Origin of the sequence: Shewanella cyperi (genome assembly GCF_017354985.1) — a bacterium.
Classification (GTDB): Bacteria; Pseudomonadota; Gammaproteobacteria; order Enterobacterales; family Shewanellaceae; genus Shewanella; species Shewanella cyperi.
This window is the reverse complement of the sequence record NZ_CP071501.1, coordinates 3,670,949-3,696,179: the sequence shown is the minus strand read 5'-3', so window position 1 is coordinate 3,696,179 and position 25,231 is coordinate 3,670,949. Positions and strand designations below refer to the sequence as shown.

The window sequence follows — 25,231 nt, the reverse complement described above, 5'->3', positions numbered from 1 at the left end:
TGGCCAATAGAATGTTTTGTTTTCTGATATAAATCCGTTTTTAACCCTTTGACTGTGAAGAATCATTCCATGATCCGTCTTGTGCCGCTTTTGCTGCTGTTATCCGTCTCCCAGGCTTGGGCCAGGCCGACCGTTGGTCTGGTGCTCAGCGGTGGTGGGGCCAAGGGCGCCGCCCATGTGGGGGTGCTCAAGGTGCTCGAGGCCAATCATATTCCCGTGGATTATGTGGCCGGTACCAGCATAGGTGCCTATGTGGCCGGCATGTATGCCTTGGGCTACAGCGCCACGGAAATTGAGGCCATCATGATGAACGTGGACTGGAATGCCGGCTATTCGGACACCATACCGCGGGAGTCATTGGGGTACCGTGACAAGCAGCTGCGGGATCAATACAACATTCCGCTTAATCTGGGTTATGTGGACAACGAGGTAAAGACCCCCAGTGGCTTGCTGCAGGGGCAATCCATGTCGATATTGCTGCGTCAGTCAACGGACTTGGTCAGGCAATTTGGCAGCTTTGACGAACTGGCCATTCCTTACCGGGCGGTGGCGACCGATCTGGAAACCAGTCAGCCAGTGATCCTGTCACGGGGCAGCATAGTCAATGCCATGCAGGCTTCGGCCACAGTACCAGGCGCCTTGCAGCCCATGGTTCAGGACGGCAAGTTGCTGGTGGACGGCGGCATTGCCAATAACATGCCGGTGGATGTGGTCAAGGCCATGGGCGCCGAGGTGGTGATTGCTGTCGACATAGGCTCCCCCCTGGTGGACAAGAGCCAGCTGAACAGCACCATAGCCGTGCTGAACCAGTTGTCGACCATGCTGACCAACGTCAGCACCGAGGCACAGAAAAAACTGCTGACCGACAAAGATGTGTTGATCCGTCCGGCAATTGATGATCTCAGCACCACAGACTTCAGCGTTATGAGCCGCGCCCTGCCCCTGGGGGAAGTGGCTGCCAATGCAGCTTTGGCGCAACTGAGCCACCTGAGTCTGTCCGAGGAGGAATACCTGGCCTATCGGGCGGCCAAAAGGCAAAAGTCGCTGCAATGGCTGGGTGAATTTGAGCGCCCCGTGGTGCGCGTTGCTTTTGATAATCACTCCAAGGTCAGTGAGAGCCTGCTGCGGGATACCCTCGGCATTGCGCCCGGTAAGGCTGTGACCAGTGAAGAGTTGAATCAGGGCATTGAGCGGCTTTATGCCCTTAACCGTTTTGAGCGGGTGGATGCTGAGTTTGCCGATACCGCCGACGGTCGGGTGCTGACGGTCAACACCAAGGCCAAATCCTGGGGGCCGAATTACTTCCAGTTGGGATTCAATTGGGAAGATGATTTCACCCTGGATTCGGCCGTGACCCTGGATCTGGCCTACACCATGACAGATGTGAACAGCAAAGGTGCCGAATGGCGCAACGAGCTGAAGCTCGGCTACGAGAAAATGGCGGCCACCGAGTTTTATCAGCCACTGGACCCTGACCAATCCTTCTATGGCCGCAGTCGTTATGAATACGAAATTAAGGCCTGGGAGCTGTTCGATGCCAATAACAAGCTGTTCGAGTTGACCAAGAAGACCCACAGGGCTGATCTGGGATTGGGCTACAACTATCACCAACATGGCATCATAGAGCTGGGCTTTACCGGCGAAATTGGCACCCTCAGTAACGATGCCTTACTGGTGTCGGATTTTGGCTTCAACTCTTATGGTGGCTATTTCAAATTCGGCTTTGATAACCTCGACAGCATCAGTTTTCCGACCTCGGGTAACCGTGTGACCCTGAATGTCTATGTGCGCAAAGAGAAATTTGATGATGTGCCGGAAGAACTGGCCTCCATTTCCTCGGTGCAGGTTGAGGCCGATTGGAAAGGGGCGCTGGGCTTTGGCAATCACGCCTTTGTCGGCAAGGTGTCGCTGTCCACAGTCAATGAAGAAGGTGAGGAAACCCTGAACCTGTCGGAGTTGGGTGGCTTTCTCAATCTCTCGGGCTATCACAAGAATTCCCTGTTGGGGGTCCACAAGCTGTTTGGCGCCTTTATCTATCAATACGATCTGGGCCGTGATGCCCTGGGAATGCAGGACTATCCCTTGTATCTGGGGGCCAGCGTTGAAGCCGGCAATGTCTGGTGGCAACGCAGTGATGTGGCCCTGAACGATCTTATTTATGCCGGTAGCCTCTATATAGGTACCGACACGGATCTGGGGCCGGCGGCGCTGGGATTTGGTCTGTCCGATGATGGTGAGCGGGCCTTCTATCTGTTTGTCGGCAAGAATTTTTAATATCCGCATGTGGATTGAGGCGCCCTGGTCGCAGGCAATTTGCAAATAGACATTTACAAATTGCTACTACGGCCCGGGCGCCAGTCTTGTTAGTCTTGGGTCACAAAAAACATAAACAGACCATAAAAAGGACATACGGGGACTCTCATGACAAAAGTAACCACTCTGGCACTGGGCATAGCCCTCAGCCTGGGACTGGCAGCCTGCAGCAACCAGGAAGCCAAGAACAGCACTCCCGTAGTATCGGGTATTGAATTGGCCAATTTTGATCCCGCAGTGCGCCATCAGGACGACTTCTATTACAGCGTTAACGGCAAGTGGTTGGCCAACACTCCAATCCCGGCCGACAAATCCAACTACGGCGCCTTCTCTGTGCTCTATGACGAGAGCCAGAAAGCCCTCAAGGAAATAGTCGAGGCCGCAGCCACCAAGACTGATAAGCAAGCAGGTTCATCTGAGCAAAAGATCGGTGATTTTTACGCCAGCTACATGAACACCGCCAAGCTGGAGCAATTGGGCAGCAGCCCAATTCAGGTGCAGTTGAAGGCTATCGCCGCCGGCAACAGCCATCAGGCACTGGCAGCTCTGATGGGGGACCTGCTCACCAGCGGTGTGACCGCACCGTTCGGTTTTTACGTCAATAACGATGCCAAAAACTCCTCTGAGTATGCGGTGTACATGACCCAGAGTGGCCTGACCCTGCCGGACCGGGATTACTATCTCAAGGATGATCCCAAATTCGTCGCCAACCGTGAGGCGATGGCCAATTACGTGACCGAGTTGCTGGAGGCCGCAGGCTATGCCAATGCCAAGCGTGCCGCCAAGAGCGTCGCCGAGATTGAACTCTTTATCGCCCAGAACCAATGGAGCCGGGTCGAGTCCCGTGACGCCAACAAGGCCTACAACAAGTACAGCCGTCAGGAGCTGACCGAACTGTTCGGCAGTTTCGATTTGGAAGCCTTTGCCGCCAAGGCCGGCATGGATGACAAGGTTAAAGACGTGATAGTGCGCCAGCCTTCCTTCATCGAAGCCCTTGGCAAGCAGTATCAGCAGTTCCCGGTCAGCGCCTGGCAGGATTATCTGGCGTTCCACCTGGTGGACGGTGCCGCTGAACTGCTCAGCGAGCAATTTGCCAACCTGCATTTCAACTTCCATGACAAGACCCTGGCGGGCATCGAGGAACAGGCTCCGCGCTGGAAACTTGCCGTGGATGCGGCCGACAGCGTCATTGGTGAGCTGGTGGGCGAGCAATACGTCAAGCAGCACTTCAAACCGGAAGCCAAGGCCCGTATGGAAGCCATGATCAAGAACCTGATTAAGGGATTCGAGGTCAGCATCAATGATCTGGAATGGATGACACCGGATACCAAGAAGGCAGCCCAGGAAAAACTGTCCAAGTTTACCTACAAGATTGGCTATCCGGATAAATGGAAGGACTACAGCGGTCTGGAGATCAAGGCCGACGATCTGGTGGGCAACTATGTGCGTTACGCCAAGTTTGAATACGCCGACATGCTGGGTAAACTCGGCAAGCCAATTGATCGCACCGAGTGGCATATGACACCGCAGACGGTCAATGCTTACTACAATCCTGTGATGAATGAAATTGTGTTCCCGGCCGCCATTCTGCAGCCGCCATTCTTCAATATGGAAGCCGATGACGCGGTGAACTACGGTGGCATAGGTGCTGTGATTGGCCACGAAATCAGCCACGGTTTTGATGACCAGGGCGCCAAGTATGACGGCGATGGCAACCTGCGTAACTGGTGGTCCGATAAAGATCGTGAAGAATTCCAGAAACGCGGCAAGCAGCTGTCTGCCCAGTACAGCCATTTTGAGGCCCTGCCGGGCAAATTCGTCAACGGCGATCTGACCCTTGGCGAAAACATCGGCGATCTCGGTGGCTTGACCGTGGCGCTGCGCTCCTACCATCTGAGCCTCAACGGCAAGGAAGCACCTGTGATGGACGGTCTGAGCGGCGACCAACGCTTCTTTATGGGCTGGTCCCAGGTGTGGCGTCGCAACTACCGTGAGGAGGAGCTGGGGCGCCGTCTGATGACCGACAATCACTCTCCGAGCCATTTCCGAGCCATGGGCACGCCAAGAAACATTACCGGTTTCTACCAGGCCTTTGACGTCAAGGCGCAGGACAAGATGTATCTGGCCCCGGAAGAAAGGGTCAAGATTTGGTAATCTGCTGAATAACAGATAAAAAAGCCAGGCAATTGCCTGGCTTTTTATTGCCTGCTGTCGTCAGTCTCCCGCCAGCAGCGCTGGCAGCTCAGTCAGGGTCTCGGCCCGCTCATGGGCTATGACCCAGCGGGGCTGGCCGCGCTCGTGGGCCGGAGGAATTGCCAGGGTGTGCATGGTGGCGGCACGGGCCGCAATCAGGCCGTTGAATGAGTCCTCTATGGCCAGACACAGACGGGCCGGTACCCCGAGTTTGGCGGCGCAATTGAGGTAGACCTCGGGATGGGGCTTGCCATAGGCCAGATGTTCGGCCGACTCCATGGCGTCGAAACAGTGCCTTATCTCAAGCTTATCCAGTACCGCATCTATGATGGTCCAGCTGGAAGAGGTCGCCAGGCCCACCTTCAGGCCCCGGGCCTTACAACACGCCAGGGCATCGAGTACCCCGGCCATGGGTGCGCCTTCTTTTTTGATATATGCGATGACGCGGTCGACAATCTGCGCCGCCACTGCGCCATTGTCGTAATTGTCCCAGGGCATACGTCGATACCAATAATCCACCACCTGATCGATTCGCAGGCCGACGGTTTCCAAAATGTCTTTGCGTTGCAAGGGTAATCCCAGATCTCTCAGCACTTCGTATTCGGCCTGTTGCCATACGGGTTCTGAATCTATAAGGACGCCATCCATGTCAAAAATCACTGCCTGGATCGTGCTTGGGATCATTTCTGCTCCGGAAGTTAAAAAAGTTTTCTGCTTGAAAACGGCGCCTTCATTTTGGTCTGCAGGCAGTATTTAAATCAACTATTGTTGCTAAGTATTTGTATTGGCTGTTTTTTGGTCTTGTTTCAAACTATTGTCTAATTTCAATCGTTTAACTGCAGGAGTAACTTGCCCGTCGGTGGGGAAATTTATACCGGCTTTTCCCTGCGTAAGCTTGTGAGTCGATTCATACTTTTGCAAAGCTGTAGTATACTGCGGGCCGGAAAACCGGGTCGATCCTGTCGGACTGTCTGCTGCATGAAAACCGGGCGGACACAGCAGTGGTTGTCACCTAGCTGTCCGTCACCCCTTGGGTTCAACTGCCTTTAATGTCACTTGGAACTTGGCGAGAAGACGTGCAGTTTCGCTGTTAGAGCGCCACACAAAGAGGAATTTTGCCGTGCTAGAAGCATACCGTAAACACGTCGAAGAACGTGCTGCAGAGGGCGTAGTCCCTAAGCCACTCGATGCCCATCAAGTGGCCGAACTGGTTGAATTAGTCAAGAATCCCCCAGCAGGCGAAGAAGCCTTTATCCTGGATCTGCTGGAAAACCGTATTCCCCCAGGTGTGGATGAAGCCGCCTATGTTAAGGCCGGTTTCCTGGACGCCGTAGCCAAGGGCGACGCCAAGTCTCCAATCCTGAGTGCCGAACGTGCCGTTGAGCTGCTGGGCACCATGCAGGGTGGTTACAACATTGAGCCGCTGATCCATCAACTGGACAACGACAAGTTGGCCCCGCTGGCCGCCAAGGCCCTGTCACACACCCTGCTGATGTTCGATTCTTTCCACGACGTGGTTGAGAAGATGAACGCCGGCAACGCCTTTGCCAAGCAAGTGGTTGAGTCCTGGGCCAACGCCGAGTGGTTCCTGAGCCGTCCCAAGCTGGCGGACAAGATCTCCCTGACCGTGTTCAAGGTGACCGGTGAAACCAACACCGACGACCTGTCTCCTGCTCCCGATGCCTGGTCTCGTCCCGATATCCCGCTGCATGCCCTGGCGATGCTGAAAAACGCCCGTGACGGCATTGAGCCCGATCAACCAGGCGTGATTGGCCCGGTCAAGAAGCTTGAAGAGCTGAAGACCAAAGGCTTCCCACTGGTGTACGTGGGTGACGTGGTAGGTACAGGTTCATCCCGTAAGTCTGCCACCAACTCTGTGCTGTGGTTCATGGGCGATGATATCCCCAACGTACCCAACAAGCGTGCCGGTGGTTTCTGTCTGGGTGGCAAGATTGCCCCAATCTTCTTCAACACCATGGAGGATGCCGGCGCCCTGCCAATCGAGCTGGACGTGAGCAAGATGGACATGGGTGACGTGATCGATATCTTCCCATACCAAGGTGTGGTGAAGCGTCACGGCAGCGATGAAGTGATCTCCGAATTTGAACTCAAGACCGACGTGCTGCTGGACGAAGTCCGCGCCGGTGGTCGTATTCCACTGATCATTGGTCGTGGTCTGACCGACAAGGCCCGTGAAGTGCTGGGTCTGGCGGCTTCCAAAGAATTCGTACGTCCCCAGGACGTGGCCGACACCGGCAAGGGTTACACCCTGGCCCAGAAGATGGTTGGTAAGGCTTGCGGCGTAGCCGGCGTGCGTCCCGGTCAGTACTGCGAGCCCAAGATGACTTCTGTGGGTTCGCAGGACACCACAGGTCCTATGACCCGTGATGAGCTGAAAGATCTGGCCTGTCTGGGTTTCAGTGCGGACCTGACCATGCAGTCTTTCTGTCACACTGCCGCTTATCCAAAGCCAGTGGACGTGAACACTCACCACACCCTGCCTGACTTCATCATGAACCGCGGTGGTATTTCCCTGCGTCCAGGTGACGGTGTTATCCACTCCTGGCTGAACCGTATGCTGCTGCCCGATACAGTAGGTACAGGTGGTGACTCTCACACCCGTTTCCCAATCGGTATCTCTTTCCCAGCCGGTTCCGGTCTGGTGGCCTTCGCGGCTGCCACAGGTGTGATGCCACTGGATATGCCTGAGTCAGTGCTGGTGCGCTTCAAGGGCAAGATGCAACCCGGTATCACCCTGCGCGATCTGGTACACGCTATCCCGCACAAGGCCATCGAAATGGGTCTGCTGACCGTTGAGAAGAAAGGCAAGAAGAACATCTTCTCCGGCCGTATTCTCGAAATCGAAGGTCTGGAGCACCTGAAGGTAGAGCAGGCATTCGAACTGTCCGATGCCTCTGCCGAGCGTTCTGCTGCCGGTTGTACCATCAAGCTGGATAAAGATCCTATCATCGAGTATCTGAACTCCAACATCGTCATGCTCAAGTGGATGATTGCCGAAGGTTACGGTGATCGCCGTACTATAGAGCGCCGCATCAAGGGCATGGAAGAGTGGCTGAAGAATCCTGAGCTGATGGAAGCCGATAAGGATGCCGAGTACGCCGCAGTTATCGAAATCGATCTGGATGCCATCAAGGAGCCTATCCTGTGTGCCCCTAACGATCCGGACGATGCCGTGTTGCTGTCCAGCGTGGCCAACACCAAGATCGATGAAGTGTTCGTCGGCTCCTGTATGACCAACATTGGTCACTTCCGTGCCACAGGTAAGATGTTGGACAAGTTTGCCAAGACTCTGCCTACCCGTCTGTGGATTGCGCCGCCAACCAAGATGGACAAGGATCAGCTGACCGAAGAAGGTTACTACGGTATTTTCGGCCGTGTCGGTGCCCGCATCGAAATCCCGGGTTGTTCTCTGTGTATGGGTAACCAGGCTCGCGTGGCCGACGGTTCAACCGTGGTATCTACCTCTACCCGTAACTTCCCGAACCGTCTGGGTACAGGTGCCAACGTGTATCTGGCCTCAGCGGAACTGGCTGCCGTGGCTGCCCTGCTGGGTCGTCTGCCAACTGCCGAGGAATATCAGGTATACGCCAAGGAACTCGACGCCACTGCCGCCGATACCTACCGTTACCTGAACTTCGATCAGATAGACTCCTACACAGACAAGGCGTCCAAGGTGATCTTCCAGTCTGCGGTCTAACCCCGCAGCAATTGAAAAAGCCGGCTTAAGCCGGCTTTTTTGTTTTATCCAAAGTGGAAAATACGCCAATAAAAAAGGCCGGCGATGCCGACCTTAATCAGAAATTCCATATCAGGAGTGGCGGGTGTGCAGCACTTCCAGGAGCTGATCTTCCAGCTGGAAGCGGGTCTCCATGGCATCGCCGAGGCGCGACAGGTCTGAATCCAGTTGCATCAGCACCTTGTCATCCGCAGCTTCGGTGTACTTGTCATTGAAGTCCAGTGCCGCATCCGTGGTGTCATTGATCTTGGGCAGTAATTGCTGAGCCACGGCCTTGCTCGTCTGGCCATGCTTTTCACAGGCGCTGACCACCTGGTTATAGACCTCGAAATGGCCCTCGGAAACGTAGTCCACCAACATCTCACAGAAAGAACGGACGTTATCAACGGACGGCAAACTGTTGCCATTCTCATAGGGGGGCAAGCCCGCGATGCGACAGTAATGCACCAAGAGGTTTCTGCGATTATTAAGCCATTGATCAATAGCTTTATTTGCTCCGCCCCACTTTTGTTCGGCTTTTTCCAGCTCTCTTAGCATTTGTTGCCTCGTTGTCCGTCAACCTTGCCTCTACTGTAGGAGAGAAACAGGGACGGGATCAACTGTTTTCGGCAGCAATTCCATCAGCTCAGAGCAGCAATAAAAAACCCGGTTGCAGAGACCTGCAACCGGGCGAATTATGTGTCTTTGGGCTCGATGTGACGAGCTTCTTGATTGTTCTTGCTAGCGCCCAGTTTTTATACCAAAGGGGATCTGAGGGCGCAACTTTTTTCTGTCATATAACGGGTGATGGCTCTCGAATTCAGTGCTTTTATGATCCCGGCCCCTTAATCCTGTCGCCAAGTTGCCTAAGTTCACAGATTTACGTTCGGGCAGGTTTTTTTAGTCGCGTAAATGCTAAACTAGCGCCCAGTTTGCCAATAAGAACAGGAACCGAGCCAAATGGCAGAATTGAAGAATGACCGTTATTTGCGTGCCTTGCTGAAGCAACCCGTGGATATGACCCCAGTGTGGATGATGCGCCAGGCAGGCCGTTATCTGCCTGAATACCGCGCGACCCGCGCCCAGGCCGGTGATTTTATGTCACTGTGCAAAAATGCCGAACTGGCCTGTGAAGTGACACTGCAGCCGCTGCGCCGCTATGAGCTGGACGCCGCGATCCTGTTCTCGGACATTCTGACCATTCCCGATGCCATGGGCCTGGGACTTTACTTTGAAACCGGTGAAGGCCCGCGCTTTGAGCGCAAGGCTGATACTCTGGAAGCCATCAAGGCGCTGCCCATTCCCGATCCCGAAGATGAACTGGGTTACGTGATGAAGGCGGTGAGCACCATTCGCCGTGAGCTTAAGGGCGAAGTGCCGCTGATCGGTTTCTCCGGCTCTCCCTGGACCCTGGCCACCTACATGGTTGAAGGCGGCTCCAGCAAGGCCTTCGAAAAAATCAAACGTATGATGTACTCAGAGCCGATGGCACTGCATCTGCTGCTGGATAAGCTGGCCGATTCTGTCACCCTGTACCTCAATGCCCAGATCGCCAACGGTGCCCAATCGGTAATGATCTTCGACTCCTGGGGTGGTGCCCTGTCACACAGCGCCTACCGTGAATTCTCCCTGCGCTACATGCAGAAGATTGTCGATGGTTTGACCCGTGAAGCCGACGGTCGCAAGGTACCAGTTACCCTGTTTACCAAGGGTGGTGGCCTGTGGCTGGAGTCCATGGCCGAAACCGGCTGTGATGCCCTGGGCCTGGACTGGACAGTGGATATCGCCGATGCCCGTCGTCGCGTCGGTCACAAGGTGGCTTTGCAGGGCAACATGGATCCTTCCATGCTGTACGCGCCCATCCCACGCATCGAAGAAGAAGTGGAGCAGATCCTGGCCGGATACGGCGAGGGCACAGGCCACGTATTCAACCTGGGGCACGGTATCCATCAGCATGTGGATCCCGAGCATGCCGGCGCCTTTATCAAGGCGGTGCACGAGAAGTCGCGCAAATATCACAAATAACCCAAGAGCCCGCATCAAGCGGGCTTTTTTATGCCTGCCAATAACTTGCCAGCCGCTATCCCCTGTGCCAACTTATCCGCCAATATGGATTGAACTGAGGCATGACATGGGTGACATCAAGGGGAAAGTGATACTGCTTACCGGCGCTTCCGAAGGGATAGGCCGGGCGCTGGCCAAGGTCTTGGCCCGGGAAGGGGCCAGGTTGCTGCTCACGGCCCGTAACCAGGACAGATTGCAATCCCTGTTACTGGAACTGCCAAAGGATTGTGGAGCCAAGATCCATGCCGCTGATCTGTCCCTGCCATTGGAATGCGAAGAGCTGGTGGATGTCTGTCTGACTCGCTTCGGCGCCCTGGATATAGTGATCCACAATGCCGGCATGACCATGTGGACCCGCTTCGATGAGCTGCAAGATTTGAGCGTGCTGGAGCGGGTGATGCGGGTCAATTATTTTGGTCCCGTGTACCTGACCAAGGCCGCCTTACCCCACCTTAAGGCCAGTCGTGGCCAGCTGGTGGCCGTGGCCTCGGTGGCCGGTCTTACCGGGGTGCCAACCCGCAGTGGCTATGCTGCCTCCAAACATGCGCTGATGGGCTTTTTCGATTCGCTGCGCATTGAATTGATGGATGAGGGAGTGGCTGTCACCCAGATTTGTCCCGACTTCGTGGTGTCGCAGATCCACAAGCGTGCCCTGGATGCCCAGGGGCAACCCCTGGGGGAAACGCCGATGCAGGAGTCGCGCATCATCAGTGCCGAGGCCTGTGCGGAAATGATGTTGCCGGCCATAGCAAACCGGCAGCGGCTGCTGATCACCTCCTGGCGTGGCCGCTTGGGCCGTTGGCTCAAGCTGCTGGCACCGGGGCTCATCGACAGGCTGGCCCTTAAGGCCATCTCCCGGGGGCATTGAGATGCTGCTGGAGGATCTACAGCTGTTTGTACGGGTGGCCGATTGCGGCAGCATCACAGCTGCGGCGGCCGAACTGGAACTCAGCGCCGCAGCCGCCAGTGCGGCTATCAAGCGACTTGAAAAGCAACTCGACACCTTGTTGTTTGTGCGCAGCACCCGCAATTTGCGGCTCACCGCCGCCGGTGAGCGCTATCTGATCCATTGTCGCAACGCCCTGGAGCAGTTATGCCAGGCGGAGCGGGCATTGCAGGAGGAAAAGGGCGAGGTGGCCGGCACCCTGGCCATCGCGGTGTCGTCGGATTTTGGCCGCAATCTGTTTTTGCCCTGGCTGGATACATTTCTGGCGCGCCACCCCAAACTGGAGGTGCGCCTGCAGCTTGGGGATCAGCTGAGCAGCTTTTATCGCGATCAGCTGGATGTGGCGCTGCGCTACGGTAAACCCCAGGACTCCAGTGAGGTGGCCTTCAAGTTGTGCAGTTTGCGCCGGCAGCTGTGCGCCTCGGCCGACTACCTGGCTCGCCACGGCTGGCCGCAGACGCCCGGGGAGCTGAGTCTGCATGAGTGCTTGCTGTACAAGCGCGGCGAGCGCACCCATGACCTGTGGCATTTTTGGCGGGATGGGCAGGAGCATAAAGTGCGGGTGAGCGGACGTCGCAGCAGCAATGATGCCGATTTGGCCCGCCGCTGGGCCGTGGCCGGTCACGGCCTGGTATACAAGTCCAGGCTGGATCTTGCCGAAGACATGATAGCCGGGCGCTTACTGCCGCTGCTGCCCGACTTTGACGGGGAGCCGCTGGAACTGTACATGCTGTGTCCCGGTCGCCAGCATCTGAGTCCGGCCATATTACTGCTGCGGGATTTTTTGCGGGAGCGGATTACCGAGCAGCTGGCCCGCCTGGAGACCATGCCCGGCAAGTAAAATCCGGGCAATAAAAAAACCGCTCAGAGAGCGGCTTTTTTGTGAAACGCATTGCCCTGCTATCAGGACTTGGCGCGCTTCATGGCGGTGAAGAACTCTTCGTTGGTCTTGGTCATGGCCAACTTGTCTATCAGGAACTCCATGGCGGCAACTTCGTCCATGGGGTTGAGGATCTTGCGCAGGATCCACATCTTCTGCAGTTCGTCCTGGGTGGTCAGCTTCTCTTCGCGGCGGGTGCCTGAACGGTTGAAGTCGATTGCCGGGAATACCCGCTTTTCGGCGGCCTTGCGCGACAGATGCAGTTCCTGGTTACCTGTACCCTTGAATTCTTCATAGATCACTTCGTCCATCTTGGAGCCTGTGTCTACCAGGGCGGTGGCGATAATGGTCAGGGAACCGCCATTTTCAATGTTACGGGCAGCACCAAAGAAGCGCTTGGGACGGTGCAGGGCGTTGGCGTCCACACCACCCGTCAGCACCTTGCCTGATGACGGGATAACAGTGTTGTAGGCGCGGGCCAGACGGGTGATGGAGTCCAGCAGGATCACTACGTCTTTCTTGTGCTCTACCAGGCGCTTGGCCTTTTCGATCACCATTTCGGCAACCTGCACGTGACGGCTGGCCGGTTCGTCGAAGGTAGAGGCAATCACTTCGCCCTGAACCAGGCGTTGCATCTCGGTCACTTCTTCAGGACGTTCGTCAATCAGCAACACCATCAACACCACTTCGGGGTTGTTGTAGGTAATGGATTGGGCAATGTTTTGCAGCAACAAGGTCTTACCGGCTTTTGGCGGTGCCACGATCAGACCACGCTGGCCCTTACCAATGGGAGAGCACAGATCGAGGATACGGGCTGTGATATCTTCGGTAGAACCATTACCGCGCTCCATGCGAATGCGTTCTTCGGCATGCAGGGGAGTCAGGTTTTCAAACAGGATCTTGTTGCGGGAATTTTCGGGCTTGTCAAAGTTAACTTCGTTAACTTTCAGCAGGGCAAAATAACGTTCACCTTCTTTCGGGGGACGAATTTTACCGGTAATGGTGTCACCCGTTCGCATATTGAAGCGGCGGATTTGACTGGGGGACACATAAATATCATCTGGACCCGCAAGGTATGAACCGTCGGCACTGCGCAGGAAACCGAAACCGTCCTGAAGTATTTCCAACACCCCGCCACCAAATATGTCTTCACCGCTTTTGGCGTGGGCCTTGAGGATAGAGAAAATAATGTCCTGCTTGCGCGCACGGGCCATATTTTCCAGTTTCATGTTATCCGCCAGGGCAACCAGGTCGGAAATAGACATGTTTTTCAGTTCAGTTAAATTCATTTTTGATGGGTCTTTTTTACGCGAGAAAGCTTACCCCGCGCTCAATCCGCAATGATTAAAGGAAGTCTTGATGAGATTGAACAGCGAGAAGTGGGTTAATTAGAAAGAATCTGGTTATTAAAGTAGCACTATAGCGGCGGGGCGTCCAGATTTTTGCGGATACCCGGCACATTTAAATGGCTGGCTTGTGCCGGGTGTCACGCAATGGCGGAAGGACGGCTTAGATTTGCGCGTCGATAAACTCTTTCAGTTGAGTTTTTGACAGGGCGCCCACCTTGGTGGCCACCAGCTCGCCGCCCTTGAACATCAGCAGAGTTGGAATGCCACGCACGCCGTATTTGGCTGGAGAGGCATTGTTCTGATCCACGTTCAGCTTGGCCACTGTGAGCTTGCCTTCGTATTCGGTGGCAATGTCGTCCAGGATTGGAGCGATCATTTTGCAGGGACCGCACCACTCGGCCCAGAAATCAACCAGAACAGGTTGGCTGGACTTCAGTACGTCATTTTCGAAGCTGTCGTCGCTCAGGGTTACAATTTTATCGCTCATGATGTTCTCCGGTAGGTTGCCATTGCTGGTTTGTTAATGGCTTAGCGTGTATATTGGGGCTGTTTTACGGCAATTCAAGTGACCGCTTTTTGGTTGTCGCTATTTCAAACGATCGAGTATCTTATTGCAACCCTGAATGGTATGCTGGCGCTATGAGCGAAACACATTTATCCCAACAGAAATTTGCCGACCTTCCCCTGCGTGAAGAAGTAAAACAGGCACTTATCGAAAACGGCTTCGAATACTGCACCCCGATCCAGGCCTTATCTTTGCCTGTATTGTTGGCGCAAAAAGACATCGCCGGCCAGGCGCAAACTGGCACAGGCAAGACCTTGGCCTTTTTGGTGGCCACCTTTAACCATCTGCTGAATTCCCCAGTTCCTGAAAACCGTCAGCTGAATCAGCCCCGCGCCATCGTCATGGCGCCGACCCGTGAACTGGCCATCCAAATTGCCAAGGACGCCCAATTGCTGTCCAAGCACACCGGCCTCAAGGTGGCCATTGTCTACGGCGGCGAAGGCTATGAAACCCAGCGCAAGGTGCTGGACAAGGGCGTGGATATACTGATCGGCACCACTGGCCGCATCATAGATTATGTCCGTCAGGGTGTAATTAATCTGGGCGCCATTCAGGCCGTGGTACTGGATGAGGCCGATCGCATGTTCGATCTCGGCTTTATCAAGGATATCCGCTTCCTGTTCCGCCGCATGCCCGAGGCCAATCAACGTCTGAATATGCTGTTCTCAGCCACCCTGTCGATGAAGGTGCAGGAACTGGCTTACGACCACATGAACGATCCAGTCAAGGTGGAAATTGCGCCCGAGGAAAAGACCTCCCGCAACATCAAGGAAGAGATCTTCTATCCCTCGATGGAAGACAAGCTCAAGCTGCTGCACTCCCTGATTGAAGAAGACTGGCCGGAAAAAGCCATAGTCTTTGCCAACACCAAGCACCAGTGTGAAAAACTCTGGGCCAGTTTGGAAGGCGATGGTCACAGGGTTGGCTTGTTGACCGGTGACGTGCCGCAGAAGAAGCGGATCCGCATTCTGGAACAGTTCACCAAGGGCGAGTTGGATATCCTGGTGGCGACCGATGTGGCCGCCCGTGGCTTGCACATTTCCGATGTGTCCCACGTATACAACTACGATCTGCCTGACGATTGCGAAGACTATGTGCATCGCATTGGCCGTACCGGTCGTGCGGGTCAGAAAGGGGTTTCCGTCAGCTTTGCCTGTGAGGAATACGCCCTGAACCTGCCGGATATCGAAACCTATATCCAGCACTCCATTCCGGTCAGCTCCTATGATCGCAGTGCCCTGATTGAAGACTTGCCACCTCCGGCACATATCCATCGCAAGCACCCTGTGGGTGCCCGTGGTGGACGCGACCGCGGCGGCCGTCCATCGGGAGCCCATCGCAGCGGCGGCAGCCGTCCGCCAAGGCATGACAGGACCCGCAGACACTCTTGATGCAAGATCTTTACGCCGCCATTACCCTGGGCTCCAACAGCTTTAACATGCTGGTTGCTACCACAGTAGCCGGTCAGCCCAGGGTATTGGCGAAATACAAGCGTAAGGTGCGGTTGGCCGAGGGCATTGGCTGTGATGGTATGCTCAGCGAAGAGGTGATGGCTCGCGGACTCGACTGTTTGGCCATGTTTGCCCAAATGCTGAAAGACCACGCCATTGCCGGCGACCGGGTTGCCGTGGTGGCTACTGCCACCTTGCGCACCATTGCCAATGCCGAGATCTTCAAGGCCCGGGCCTTGCCCATACTCGGACATCCCATAGACGTTATCTGTGGCATGCGCGAGGCAGAACTTATCTACCGTGGCATGGTTGCCACCACGTCGGGCCAGGGGCGACGACTGGTGATCGATATTGGTGGTGCCAGTACCGAGTTTATCGTCGGTGATGGCGACAAGCTGCTGTTCAAAACCAGCCTTCCCATAGGCTGCGTGACCTATCAACAAGCGTATTTCTCTTCTTTGCCGTTACAGCAGCTGGATTTTGACGATGCCCACAGGGCTGTCGAAGCCGCACTCGGTGAGGATGGTGCGACCCTCAGGCGCTTGGGTTGGCATTGTGCCGTGGGTGCCTCGGGTACAGTCCAGTCCGTGGTCGAGTTGTTGGAACACAGGCAGGAATCAGCCCTGATCACCTTGCCTGTGCTGCTGGCGCTGCAGCAGGAAATTCTTGCTGCACCCGATGCCGGCCTCAGTGGTATCAATGGCCTCTGTCCCGAGCGCGCGCCCACCTTTGCCGCCGGTGTCGCCATATTGGTGGCCCTGTTCCGCCTGCTCGGTATAGAGCAATTATCCCTTTCCGGTGGCGCCCTGCGTGAAGGTGTGCTGCTGGAACTGTCACGCCAGGCCGTTGCGCACTAGCAGCTGTCGGTCGTATTCCTCCTGAACGCTTCCCTATGTCCACAAGCCTGCTCCTGCTTGTGCGGCGGCAGCCATCATAAATAAATTTCATCTTGCTTCTAACGCGCTGATCTTACGGAGAATTTTGTTTTGATTCCCATCAAACCAAATAATTCGTGCATAATAAATAATGTATACAATATGTAATAGCTGTTAAGGTTCTGCGACTTTCGGTCAAAAAGTACCCGTATCACAACAGGCCGAAAGCGACACTCAGGAAAGGGATGAGGAATCTTAACCATGTTGGAAACAAGCAATAGAGCCTTAATCGGGGCTCGCAAATCACTGGCGGCGATTGCCGTCAGCTCGGCACTGTTGTTGGCGGTCCCCCAGGCCATGGCGGTTGATGGCTCCAGTATCGTCAAGGGCCAGGTGGTCAGTGGCAATGGTGCCGCCATTGCCGATGCCACCATTACACTCAGGCACAAAACCAAGGGCTTGGTTTACAAGATAAGCACCAATGACAAGGGCGAGTATCTGCTGCGTAACGTGCCCGTGGGTGAGTATGACATTGAGATCAGCAAGGATGGCTTTGAAGCGTCCCATGAAGCATCCGTGCAGGTGGTCATAGGCCAGGCATTAATCCTGGATGGCCAACTGCTGGCATCAGGTGCCAATATGGAGCGCATCGCAGTGACCGGCAGCGTCATCCGCCGGGTGGACATGGCCTCTTCTACCTCTGGCGTGTCATTCAGCCAGGAAGATTTGCAAACCATGCCGGTTAACTCGGGCTTTGAAAGCATTGCCCTGCTGGCACCGGGTACTGCGGCACCGGGTGGCTCATCTTTTAAGGGGGCGTCCAGTTTCGGCGGGGCCTCATCTGCTGAAAATGGCTATTATTTCAACGGTATGAATGTGACCAGCATCAGGACCGGTTTGGGCTCAATCGCCTTGCCATGGGAAGCGATTTCCCAGACCCAGGTGATGACAGGTGCCGTCAGTCCCGAGTTTGGTGGTGCCATGGGGGGCATAGTCAATGCGGTATCCAAATCCGGTGAGAATGAGTTCAAATTCGGTACCCAGGTGCGCTGGGATCCCGACAGTATGCGGGCCAATCATGACTCGATTTTCAACAGTGACGGCATAGTCAGCACCAATACCCGTCAGGACAGTTACGATTTCCGTGAACTGCAGCTGTGGGCCAGTGGCGCCATTGTTGAGGACAAACTGTTTTATTACGGCCTGTTCAATCCCCGCCGTGATGACAGCGACTGGGCCGGTCAGACGACAGCGGGTCACAGGGACAGGCAGGAAGACCGCTGGTTTGCCAAGTTGGATTGGTATATTTCCCAGGATCACTCCATCGGCCTGTCGGCGCTCAATAACAAACGCACCTATGACAAACAAACACTTGCCTATGATTTTGAGAGCAATAGCGTTGGCGCGCCCATAGGCGCCAAGGCGCCTGGCCGGGATGGCGGCAAGGTCTACAGCATCAACTATAACGGCTACTTCAGCGATAACTTTTCGGTATCGGCCGTGGTCGGTCGCACCCAGGAGAACATAGACAATGTGGTGGCTTCGGCCAATCCATCTGTGTATGACAATCGCAATGGCGAATACCTGAGTCAGCACTCGGATCATTCAATCTCGGAGCAGGAATTTACCCGGGATCAGGCCCGGATAGACTTCAACTGGGATCTGGAAGAGCACTCGTTGCAGTTCGGCATTGATTACACCAAGGTGTTGGTGGACTATACCTCGGCGCAAAATGGTATCGGCGATGCTCAGGGCTGGTGGTCGGTGAAAACCGCAGGAGCCAACAGTGTTTCCGGAGCGGCCAACGGTGAGGATTACATCGAGCGCCGGGTCCGGACCCGCTACACGGATTCCGAGGTCAGCTCGCTGGCTTTCTATGCCAGCGATTCCTGGCAGGTTACAGACCAATTGGTGCTGAATTTGGGGCTGCGCTACAGCGGCTTTGAAAATACCGTTTCCGATGGTCGTGCCTATGTGTCCATCGATAATCAGATAGCTCCCCGAGTTCAGGCGGTTTACGATCTGCACGGAGATGGCAGTGCCAAACTGTTTGCCAGCTATGGCCGCTATTTCCAGCCCGTGTCGGCCAATATGAACATTACCCAGGGCTCTTCTTCCATCGAGTGGTTTGAGTACTTCGAGCTCGATCAGCTCGACGCCGATGGACAGCCGGTGCTGCTGGCCGATGGTTCACCCAGCCGCGGCGCCATGCTGAGGGAGCGCTATTGGCGCCAGCGCGGCATTACCGAGCCGGGATTGATCGCCTCGTCCAACCTTAAGCCCATGTACAGCGATGAGTTTACCCTGGGCTATCAGCAGGAGCTGTTCGACAGCATGACCGGCGGTGTGCGTTTTATCTACCGCGATCTGGGCCGCAGTCTGGAGGACACGGATGTGGGCCCTGTGCTGGCGAAAAAACTGGCGGAGCTGGGTATCGAAGACAACGTGGGGCAGGGCTCCTACTATGTGCTCAACAACCCGGGTGAGGCTATTGCCCTGTCCTATGATTTCGACGGTGATGGTCAGGTAGACAATGTCACCTTGAGTCAGGATGAGTTGCAGCTGCCCAAGGCCTCGCGCCGTTACCTGGCTATGGAGTTCACCCTGGATGGCCGGGTCAACGAAGATTTGACCATCAACAGCTCCTATACCTGGTCCCACAGCTATGGCAACACTGAGGGCCTGGTGAAGACGGACAATGATCAGGCGGATCCGGGCTGGACCACCTCCTATGACTATGCGGATCTGATGGATCACGGCTATGGCAACCTGCCGAACGATCACCGTCATGCCTTCAAGGTCAGCGGTGCCTATCAGTTGACCGATGCCTTGACCCTGGGACTGGTGGCAAGGGCGACCTCTGGCAGACCCCAGAACTACTTCTCCCAGCACCCGGAAGGCGTTGACAGCTGTGCTCCCGGCAGCCCGTGGGAAGACTGTATCAGCCAATACTACGATCAGGCATCACACTATGATGAAAATAGTAACCCGGTCCCTCGTGGCAGTGTTGGCACCCTGCCTTGGGTGACCAGTGTGGATCTGTCGCTGAGCTACAGGACCGAGCTGTTTGGTGGCGATCTGACCCTCAAGGGGACGGTTTACAACCTGCTCAACAGCGATGCGGCCACCGACATCAATGAGGAGCGCAGCCGCTATGCCGGAGAAGATAACCCAACACCAAACGGCCTGGAGCTGAACCCTGACTATGGCATGGTGACCGGACGTCAGGAGGCCCGCTACCTGTCGCTGATTGCCCGCTACGAGTTCTAGGGCAAGGGAAAAATCAAAGGCCGGCAATTGCCGGCCTTTTTTATGGGGATCAACCTTCAGTCAAAGGCCGAGAATGTCAACCAGGTCCTGCTCCAGTGACGTTTGTGGCCGTTCCACTATCCGGCCCAGTTCCACGCCCTGGCGCAGTACCAGGATAGTCGGAATGCGATTGAAATCGTAGCGACCGGCCAAGCCCGCGGGATCGGTTTTGTCCCTGTCGACGCCTATGTGGCTCAGCTTGAACACTGTGCCATTGAGTTGCTCGGCAATACGAATAAGGCGCGGCACTTCACGAACGCAATCGGGACACCAAGTGCCCTGAATCACCAGCAGCTCGGTGGGCTCGGTCACCTGTTGCAAAGGTGCCAGCCCGGCGGCATCGGGCTCATAGTCCTGATAGCTGGCCTGATAGTCTTCCTGTGCCAGCAAAGTGGCCGAGTCCAGTTGACCTGTTAACATCTTGGTTCCTCCAATGTCATCGCGGCCATGGCGGCCCTTTGTCCGGCATTGTGCCCCAATCGGGATGCCGTGCGAAGTGGTGCCATTAAAAAAGCCACCCGAGGTGGCTTTCTCTTGGCTGAAGCGCTTGCTCTTATTTGGCATCCTTGAGCCACTGGGCGGCACGCTTGGCGAAGTAGGTGAGGATGCCGTCGGCACCGGCGCGCTTGAAGCACAGCAATGACTCCATCACTATCGCCTTTTCCGCCAGCCAACCGTTCTGAATGGCGGCCATGTGCATGGCGTATTCGCCGCTGACCTGATAAGCAAAGGTGGGCACCGCCAGCTCGGTCTTGACTCTGTGGACTATGTCGAGATACGGCATGCCGGGCTTGACCATCACCATGTCGGCTCCTTCCTGGATGTCCAGCGCCACTTCGTGCAGTGCCTCGTCGCTGTTGGCCGGATCCATCTGATAGCTGTGTTTGTTGCCGCCCTTGAGGTTACCGGCGGAACCGACCGCATCGCGGAATGGACCATAGTAGCTGGAAGAGTACTTGGCCGAGTAGGCCATTATTTGGGTGTTCACATGGCCGGCGGCTTCCAGGGCCTGTCGTATGGCGCCGATACGACCATCCATCATGTCGGAGGGCGCCACTATATCGGCACCGGCTTCGGCGTGTGACAGGGCCTGCTTCACCAGGATCTCTGTGGTGATGTCATTGAGTATGTAGCCCGTGTCATCTATGATGCCGTCCTGACCATGTGTGGTGAAGGGATCGAGAGCCACGTCTGTCATCACCCCCAGCTGGGGAAACTCACTTTTAAGTGCCCGCACGGCGCGCTGAGCCAGGGCATCCGGGTTGTAGGCTTCTTCCGCCAGCAAGGATTTCTTTTCCAGCGGAGTCACGGGGAACAGGGCAATCAGCGGAATGCCCAGCTCAACCAACTGCTCGGCTTCTTTGAGCAGCAGGTCTATGGAGTAGCGCTCAATGCCCGGCATGGACGCCACCTGCTCGCTTCGGTGGTTGCCTTCCAAAACAAACATCGGATAGATCAGGTCGTTGACCGTCAGGGTATTTTCGGCCATCAGGCGACGGCTGAACTCGTGTTTGCGCATGCGGCGCATTCTGCGTTGTGGGAAAGCACTGGTAATAATGTTCACATTCGACTCCTGTCTTAGGGGGCGGAGGATACCGCTTGCAGCGTCTGTTCCTCGTAGCGACAGACACGGTTGCGGCCCAGGTTTTTGGCTCTGTACAGGGCCTTGTCGGCCTGCTCAAGCAACAGCAGCGGGTGGCTGTCGCTGTCGATAATGGCGGTACTGACACCTATGCTGACACTCAGGGCTATGCTGTCCTGGTTCCAGCTCAGTTGTAATTGGCTGATATTTTCCCGTATGGCCTCGGCTACCGCCAGTGCGCCTTCCTCGTCCGTTGCCGGCAGAATCACGGCAAATTCCTCGCCGCCATAGCGGGCCACCATATCGGTCGGACGCTTTAGGTGTTGCAGCAGGTTGGCGGCAATGACCTTGAGGGTATGATCGCCGGCCAGGTGGCCATAACGGTCGTTGATGCGTTTGAAATGATCTATGTCCAGCATCAACAGCGCCAGCGGTGTGTGTTGCCGGCGGCTGATGCGCCCCTCGGCGGTCAGGCGTTTGTCAAAGGAGGCCCGGTTCTTGACCCCGGTCAGGCTGTCAATGGTGGTTTGTTCGGTCAGCTTCTGGTTCACCTCATTGAGTTCCCTTAAGGTGATTTCCAGCTCCAGGGTGCGCTCCTGCACCATTTGCTCCAGGCGTTCGTTGGATTCGGCTTCCTGTCTAAGGGATTCTTCCCTGGCCAGTCGGATGCGCTGAGCCTGTTCCAGCGCCTGCTGTTGAATTCGTTGTTTGGCCCGGCGCTCATCGCTGTAGCGGATAGCCAACACCGCCGCCATATAGACTATCTCGAAGGTCAGCCCCAGCATGGCCGGCGTTTGCGGCGGAATCAGGGTATCTACCATGCCCAGATAAATCAGGCTGCTGGCGATGGCGCTGCTGAGCAGCACTATCCACCCCAGAGAATAAAGCCGGGCAAGCTTTTGTCCCTTAAATGCCTGAATCAGGGCAAACAGCAGCAGCATGGTGCTGATCCCGAGCAAGGCAATGATCTCGCTGAAAATAGCCACACCATAGCTGACCAGGGGAGACAGCAGCGCCATCAGTACGCTGAATGCGGCGCCCATGCGGCAGGCCCTGAGCATGCGGATATTGTTGTGCTTAAGCTGCAGCATTTTCTCGGCAAACATCAGCGCAAAAGCCATCACAATTGGCAGCAGTAAGGGAATGATCCATTGCTGGACTTCGGGGGTATTCGGCCACAGGAAGCGAAATGCCAAACCTTGCACTGTGGCTACCAATAAGGTCATGGACAGCACGTAACCGGCATAGTAGCTGTAACTGAAGGAGCCGGAGGCGAGGGCGATAAACAGGCTGAACAGGCCCAGTGCCAACAAAATACCCAACTGGATACCCTGGAACAGGGTGGTCGATTCACTTACCTGGTTGTAGCGCTCCGGAGCCCAGAGGGTGACGGGCAGGTAGCCACTGCCCTCGGAGTCAATCTTCAAATAAAAACTGTGGACCTCGCCCGGGGCCAATTCGAAAGGATAAAGGAAACTGGTGCTGCGCATGGGGCGGGAGGCGAAATCCAGCTTGTCACCCATGTGCATGACCCGGACAAGATCGCCATCGACCAAATGATAGAGACTGACTTCATCCAGCAGAGGATTGTCCATTTCCAGCATTCGGTTTATGACACCCTGATCGCTGGAGAGGCTGAAGCTCAACCAGAGATTGTGTACCCCCAGGGCCAGAGTTTCCCTTTCCAGAGGGCGCCACAAAGCGCTGTCCTGCGGCGGTAATTGTTCCCATGACTGCGACTTTTGTGCCTGGTATACCTGCAAAAAGGGCGTGAGTGCCATTTCGGTCACAGCATTGTTAACCTGCAGCAATTGCCCATGGACCTGCCATGACAACAGGAGCACCAACCACAACACAGACCTAAGCATGGCCGGCCTCCAAATTAAAGAAGGCGAGGCTGTTGCGGTAACAATTTGCGGCCAGTTCGGTTTCGGATTCGCCGCGCAACCTGGCAACTTCGGCCGCAATATAGGGCAGGTATTTGGGCAGGTTCTTGCCGGATTTAGGTTTGGGACGCATGGAGCGCGGCAGCAGGTAAGGGCTATCAGTTTCCAGCAACAGGCGGTTTGCCGGTATGTCTTTGACCAGTTCCGCCAGTTCCTGGCCCCGGCGTTCATCACAGATCCAGCCGGTGATCCCCAGGTGTAAATCCAGCGCCAGGCAGTCCTGCAACTCAGCGCGGTTGCCGGTGAAGCAATGCAACAGGGCGCCGGGCAAGGCACTGCGATATTGGCTGAGAATGGCAATAAAGTCCGAATGGGCGTCGCGCTGGTGCAGCAAAACAGGTTTACCCAGTTCTGCTGCCAGAGCCAGCTGGGCCTCGAATGCCCGGCGTTGGTCGGCTCTGGGCGAAAAATCCCGATTGTAATCGAGCCCGGCTTCGCCAACGGCGACCACCTGGGGGGCTTGGGTTAGCTGTCGCAGCCTATTTTCGGACTGGATATTCCATTGATTGGCGTGGTGGGGATGGACCCCGGCGGTACAATAGAGTTTGCCAGGGTATAAGGCGCAGGTCTGGATAGCGGCTTCGCTTTCATCGAGTGTGCTGCCAATCACCAATAGCGGGGATACACCTTCGGCTTCGGCCTCTGTTATCACAGAGACCAAGTCTGGTTCCAGGCTGCTGCCCAGGAGATTGACGGCCACATCCAGATATAAGCTCATGTTTACTTCAGGCGTTTGACCCTGATGGTGGCATTGCGATCATCACTTCCCAAAAGAAATGAGCCCAAGGCGGCCTTCTCTATAAACACTTTCTCGCCGACGGACAGGCGGAACTTTTTATCTTCTATCTGTTTCCAAACCTGGCCATTGGTAAATTCAATTTTTAATGAGCCCAGTTTGTCTTTGTCTATGACAGCCACTTCCAGGTAGATTTTTTCAACCTCATCTTTTGCCTTCTTACGTGCACCGAAACTGGCTTCTGGACTGATTGCAACTTGTGCGGGAATAGTTGCGGTGGCCGCTGGGATGGTCTTGGTCGTCTCGGCTGTTACCGTGCCCTTGCCAACGTCAGCCGCCAGCTTGTCGTAGCAGATAAGGCGCTCGAGTTTGTCCTGGATGGTGGCGCATTGGCCCAATTGCTGCTCCAAACCGGCATGGGCTTGCATACTGAAAGCGGCTGCGGCAAATATCCAAATGGGGCGCATCTGTAGTTCCTTGTTGTTATATACGGATTGACCAGAGTGTATGCACAGGCCACGGCTTAGGTGGCCGATGAATTAAGCCTCGTCTTCGGGCTCCTGGTCGTCCTTTTTACTGTAAAACCTGGCGGCAAGCAATCCGCCCTCAAACAGTAACAGCATGGGAACCGCCAGCATGGTTTGGGAGATCACATCCGGAGGAGTCAACAGCATACCGATAACAAAGGCTGCAACTACTATATAGGGACGCTTGGCCCTGAGGTCTTCCGGCGAGGTTACTCCAGCCCAACACAGCAGCACCACGGCGACAGGGATTTCAAAGGCGAGGCCGAAGGCGAAAAACAGCTTGAGGATAAAGTCGAGATAGCTGCTGATGTCGGTCGCCACCTGCACGCCCTCGGGGGCCACGCTGGTGAAGAAGCCGAATACCACGGGAAACACCACGTAGTAGGCGAAGGCAATGCCCATATAGAACAGCAGGGTACTGCTGACCAGCAAAGGGACCACCAGACGTTTTTCGTGCTTGTACAGTCCAGGAGCCACAAAGGACCAGATTTGATACAGCACATAAGGTACGGCCAGGAAAAAGCCCAATACCAGGGTCAATTTAAACGGGGCAAAGAACGGGGCCGCTACGTCGGTGGCAATCATGGTCCCGGACTCGGGCAAGGATTGCATCAGCGGAATGGCCATGTAGTGGTAAATATCATTGGCCCAGTAGACCAGGGCCACGAACAGCAGCATCACGCTGGCGATGCACTTCAGCAATACATTGCGCAGCTCCAGCAGATGACTGATCAGCGGTTGTTGGTGTGACGACATGAA

Annotated in this window: 19 protein-coding genes; 9 read left to right on the top strand and 10 right to left on the bottom strand. The window is 55.5% G+C overall.

Annotated features, from left to right (window positions below; genetic code table 11):
• Positions 1-69: 69 nt before the first annotated feature.
• Together JYB84_RS16435 and JYB84_RS16430 are read left to right on the top strand one after the other, a co-directional pair.
• Positions 70-2,274, top strand: a complete 2,205-nt coding sequence (locus tag JYB84_RS16435) for a patatin-like phospholipase family protein (RefSeq protein ID WP_207321088.1) — start codon at positions 70-72, stop codon at positions 2,272-2,274.
• Between the two features lie 147 nt (positions 2,275-2,421).
• Positions 2,422-4,467: a M13 family metallopeptidase gene (locus tag JYB84_RS16430; RefSeq protein WP_207321087.1), complete on the top strand. Its 2,046-nt coding sequence runs from the start codon at positions 2,422-2,424 to the stop codon at positions 4,465-4,467.
• 60 nt (positions 4,468-4,527) lie between these two features.
• Here the strand turns inward: JYB84_RS16430 and hxpB are convergent, their stop codons facing one another.
• Entirely contained in the window at positions 4,528-5,190 is a 663-nt protein-coding gene (gene hxpB / locus JYB84_RS16425) for a hexitol phosphatase HxpB (RefSeq protein ID WP_207321086.1), read from the bottom strand.
• Positions 5,191-5,626: 436 nt separating this feature from the next.
• Here hxpB and acnB point away from each other — a divergent pair, with 436 nt between their 5' ends.
• The gene (gene acnB / locus JYB84_RS16420) at positions 5,627-8,224 is read left to right on the top strand and encodes a bifunctional aconitate hydratase 2/2-methylisocitrate dehydratase (RefSeq protein ID WP_207321085.1); all 2,598 of its coding nucleotides are present in this window, start codon (positions 5,627-5,629) and stop codon (positions 8,222-8,224) included.
• A 111-nt stretch (positions 8,225-8,335) separates the two neighbouring features.
• Here the strand turns inward: acnB and rsd are convergent, their stop codons facing one another.
• On the bottom strand, positions 8,336-8,800 hold the full coding sequence (rsd, locus tag JYB84_RS16415) for a sigma D regulator (RefSeq protein WP_207321084.1): 465 nt from the start codon (positions 8,798-8,800) through the stop codon (positions 8,336-8,338).
• A gap of 402 nt (positions 8,801-9,202) precedes the next feature.
• On the opposite strand from rsd, the gene hemE reads away from it, so the two are divergent.
• The 3 genes from hemE to JYB84_RS16400 all read left to right on the top strand — a co-directional run bounded on the left by hemE (position 9,203) and on the right by JYB84_RS16400 (position 12,093).
• On the top strand, positions 9,203-10,267 hold the full coding sequence (gene hemE, locus JYB84_RS16410; protein WP_207321083.1) for a uroporphyrinogen decarboxylase: 1,065 nt from the start codon (positions 9,203-9,205) through the stop codon (positions 10,265-10,267).
• A gap of 106 nt (positions 10,268-10,373) precedes the next feature.
• Positions 10,374-11,174 carry an SDR family oxidoreductase gene (locus JYB84_RS16405; RefSeq protein ID WP_207321082.1) on the top strand — a complete coding sequence of 267 codons (801 nt, stop codon included), beginning with the start codon at positions 10,374-10,376 and terminating at the stop codon, positions 11,172-11,174.
• A gap of 1 nt (position 11,175) precedes the next feature.
• Entirely contained in the window at positions 11,176-12,093 is a 918-nt protein-coding gene (locus JYB84_RS16400) for a LysR family transcriptional regulator (protein WP_207321081.1), read from the top strand.
• 62 nt (positions 12,094-12,155) lie between these two features.
• On the opposite strand, the gene rho is transcribed toward JYB84_RS16400, so the two are convergent.
• Entirely contained in the window at positions 12,156-13,421 is a 1,266-nt protein-coding gene (rho, locus tag JYB84_RS16395; protein WP_207321080.1) for a transcription termination factor Rho, read from the bottom strand.
• A gap of 220 nt (positions 13,422-13,641) precedes the next feature.
• Complete coding sequence (gene trxA, locus JYB84_RS16390; RefSeq protein ID WP_207321079.1) at positions 13,642-13,968, bottom strand: thioredoxin TrxA; 327 nt, start codon at positions 13,966-13,968, stop codon at positions 13,642-13,644.
• 152 nt (positions 13,969-14,120) lie between these two features.
• Here trxA and rhlB point away from each other — a divergent pair, with 152 nt between their 5' ends.
• From rhlB to JYB84_RS16375, 3 genes are all read left to right on the top strand, one after another.
• Positions 14,121-15,437, top strand: a complete 1,317-nt coding sequence (gene rhlB / locus JYB84_RS16385; RefSeq protein WP_207321078.1) for an ATP-dependent RNA helicase RhlB — start codon at positions 14,121-14,123, stop codon at positions 15,435-15,437.
• Positions 15,437-16,354, top strand: a complete 918-nt coding sequence (locus JYB84_RS16380) for a Ppx/GppA phosphatase family protein (RefSeq protein WP_207321077.1) — start codon at positions 15,437-15,439, stop codon at positions 16,352-16,354. Before rhlB ends, JYB84_RS16380 begins: the two co-directional genes overlap by 1 nt.
• Positions 16,355-16,633: 279 nt before the next feature.
• Complete coding sequence (locus JYB84_RS16375; protein ID WP_207321076.1) at positions 16,634-19,642, top strand: TonB-dependent receptor; 3,009 nt, start codon at positions 16,634-16,636, stop codon at positions 19,640-19,642.
• A 60-nt stretch (positions 19,643-19,702) separates the two neighbouring features.
• On the opposite strand, the gene JYB84_RS16370 is transcribed toward JYB84_RS16375, so the two are convergent.
• The 6 genes from JYB84_RS16370 to tatC form a co-directional block, all read right to left on the bottom strand.
• Positions 19,703-20,101, bottom strand: coding sequence for a TlpA family protein disulfide reductase (locus JYB84_RS16370; protein ID WP_207321075.1), 399 nt, complete (start codon positions 20,099-20,101; stop codon positions 19,703-19,705).
• Between the two features lie 133 nt (positions 20,102-20,234).
• Positions 20,235-21,245, bottom strand: a complete 1,011-nt coding sequence (hemB, locus tag JYB84_RS16365; protein WP_207321074.1) for a porphobilinogen synthase — start codon at positions 21,243-21,245, stop codon at positions 20,235-20,237.
• 14 nt (positions 21,246-21,259) lie between these two features.
• The gene (locus tag JYB84_RS16360) at positions 21,260-23,131 is read right to left on the bottom strand and encodes a sensor domain-containing diguanylate cyclase (RefSeq protein ID WP_207321073.1); all 1,872 of its coding nucleotides are present in this window, start codon (positions 23,129-23,131) and stop codon (positions 21,260-21,262) included.
• Positions 23,124-23,927: a TatD family hydrolase gene (locus JYB84_RS16355; RefSeq protein WP_207321072.1), complete on the bottom strand. Its 804-nt coding sequence runs from the start codon at positions 23,925-23,927 to the stop codon at positions 23,124-23,126. Before JYB84_RS16355 ends, JYB84_RS16360 begins: the two co-directional genes overlap by 8 nt.
• A 2-nt stretch (positions 23,928-23,929) precedes the next feature.
• The gene (locus JYB84_RS16350; RefSeq protein WP_207321071.1) at positions 23,930-24,412 is read right to left on the bottom strand and encodes a hypothetical protein; all 483 of its coding nucleotides are present in this window, start codon (positions 24,410-24,412) and stop codon (positions 23,930-23,932) included.
• Positions 24,413-24,484: 72 nt separating this feature from the next.
• On the bottom strand, positions 24,485-25,228 hold the full coding sequence (gene tatC / locus JYB84_RS16345; RefSeq protein WP_207321070.1) for a twin-arginine translocase subunit TatC: 744 nt from the start codon (positions 25,226-25,228) through the stop codon (positions 24,485-24,487).
• Positions 25,229-25,231: the final 3 nt, after the last annotated feature.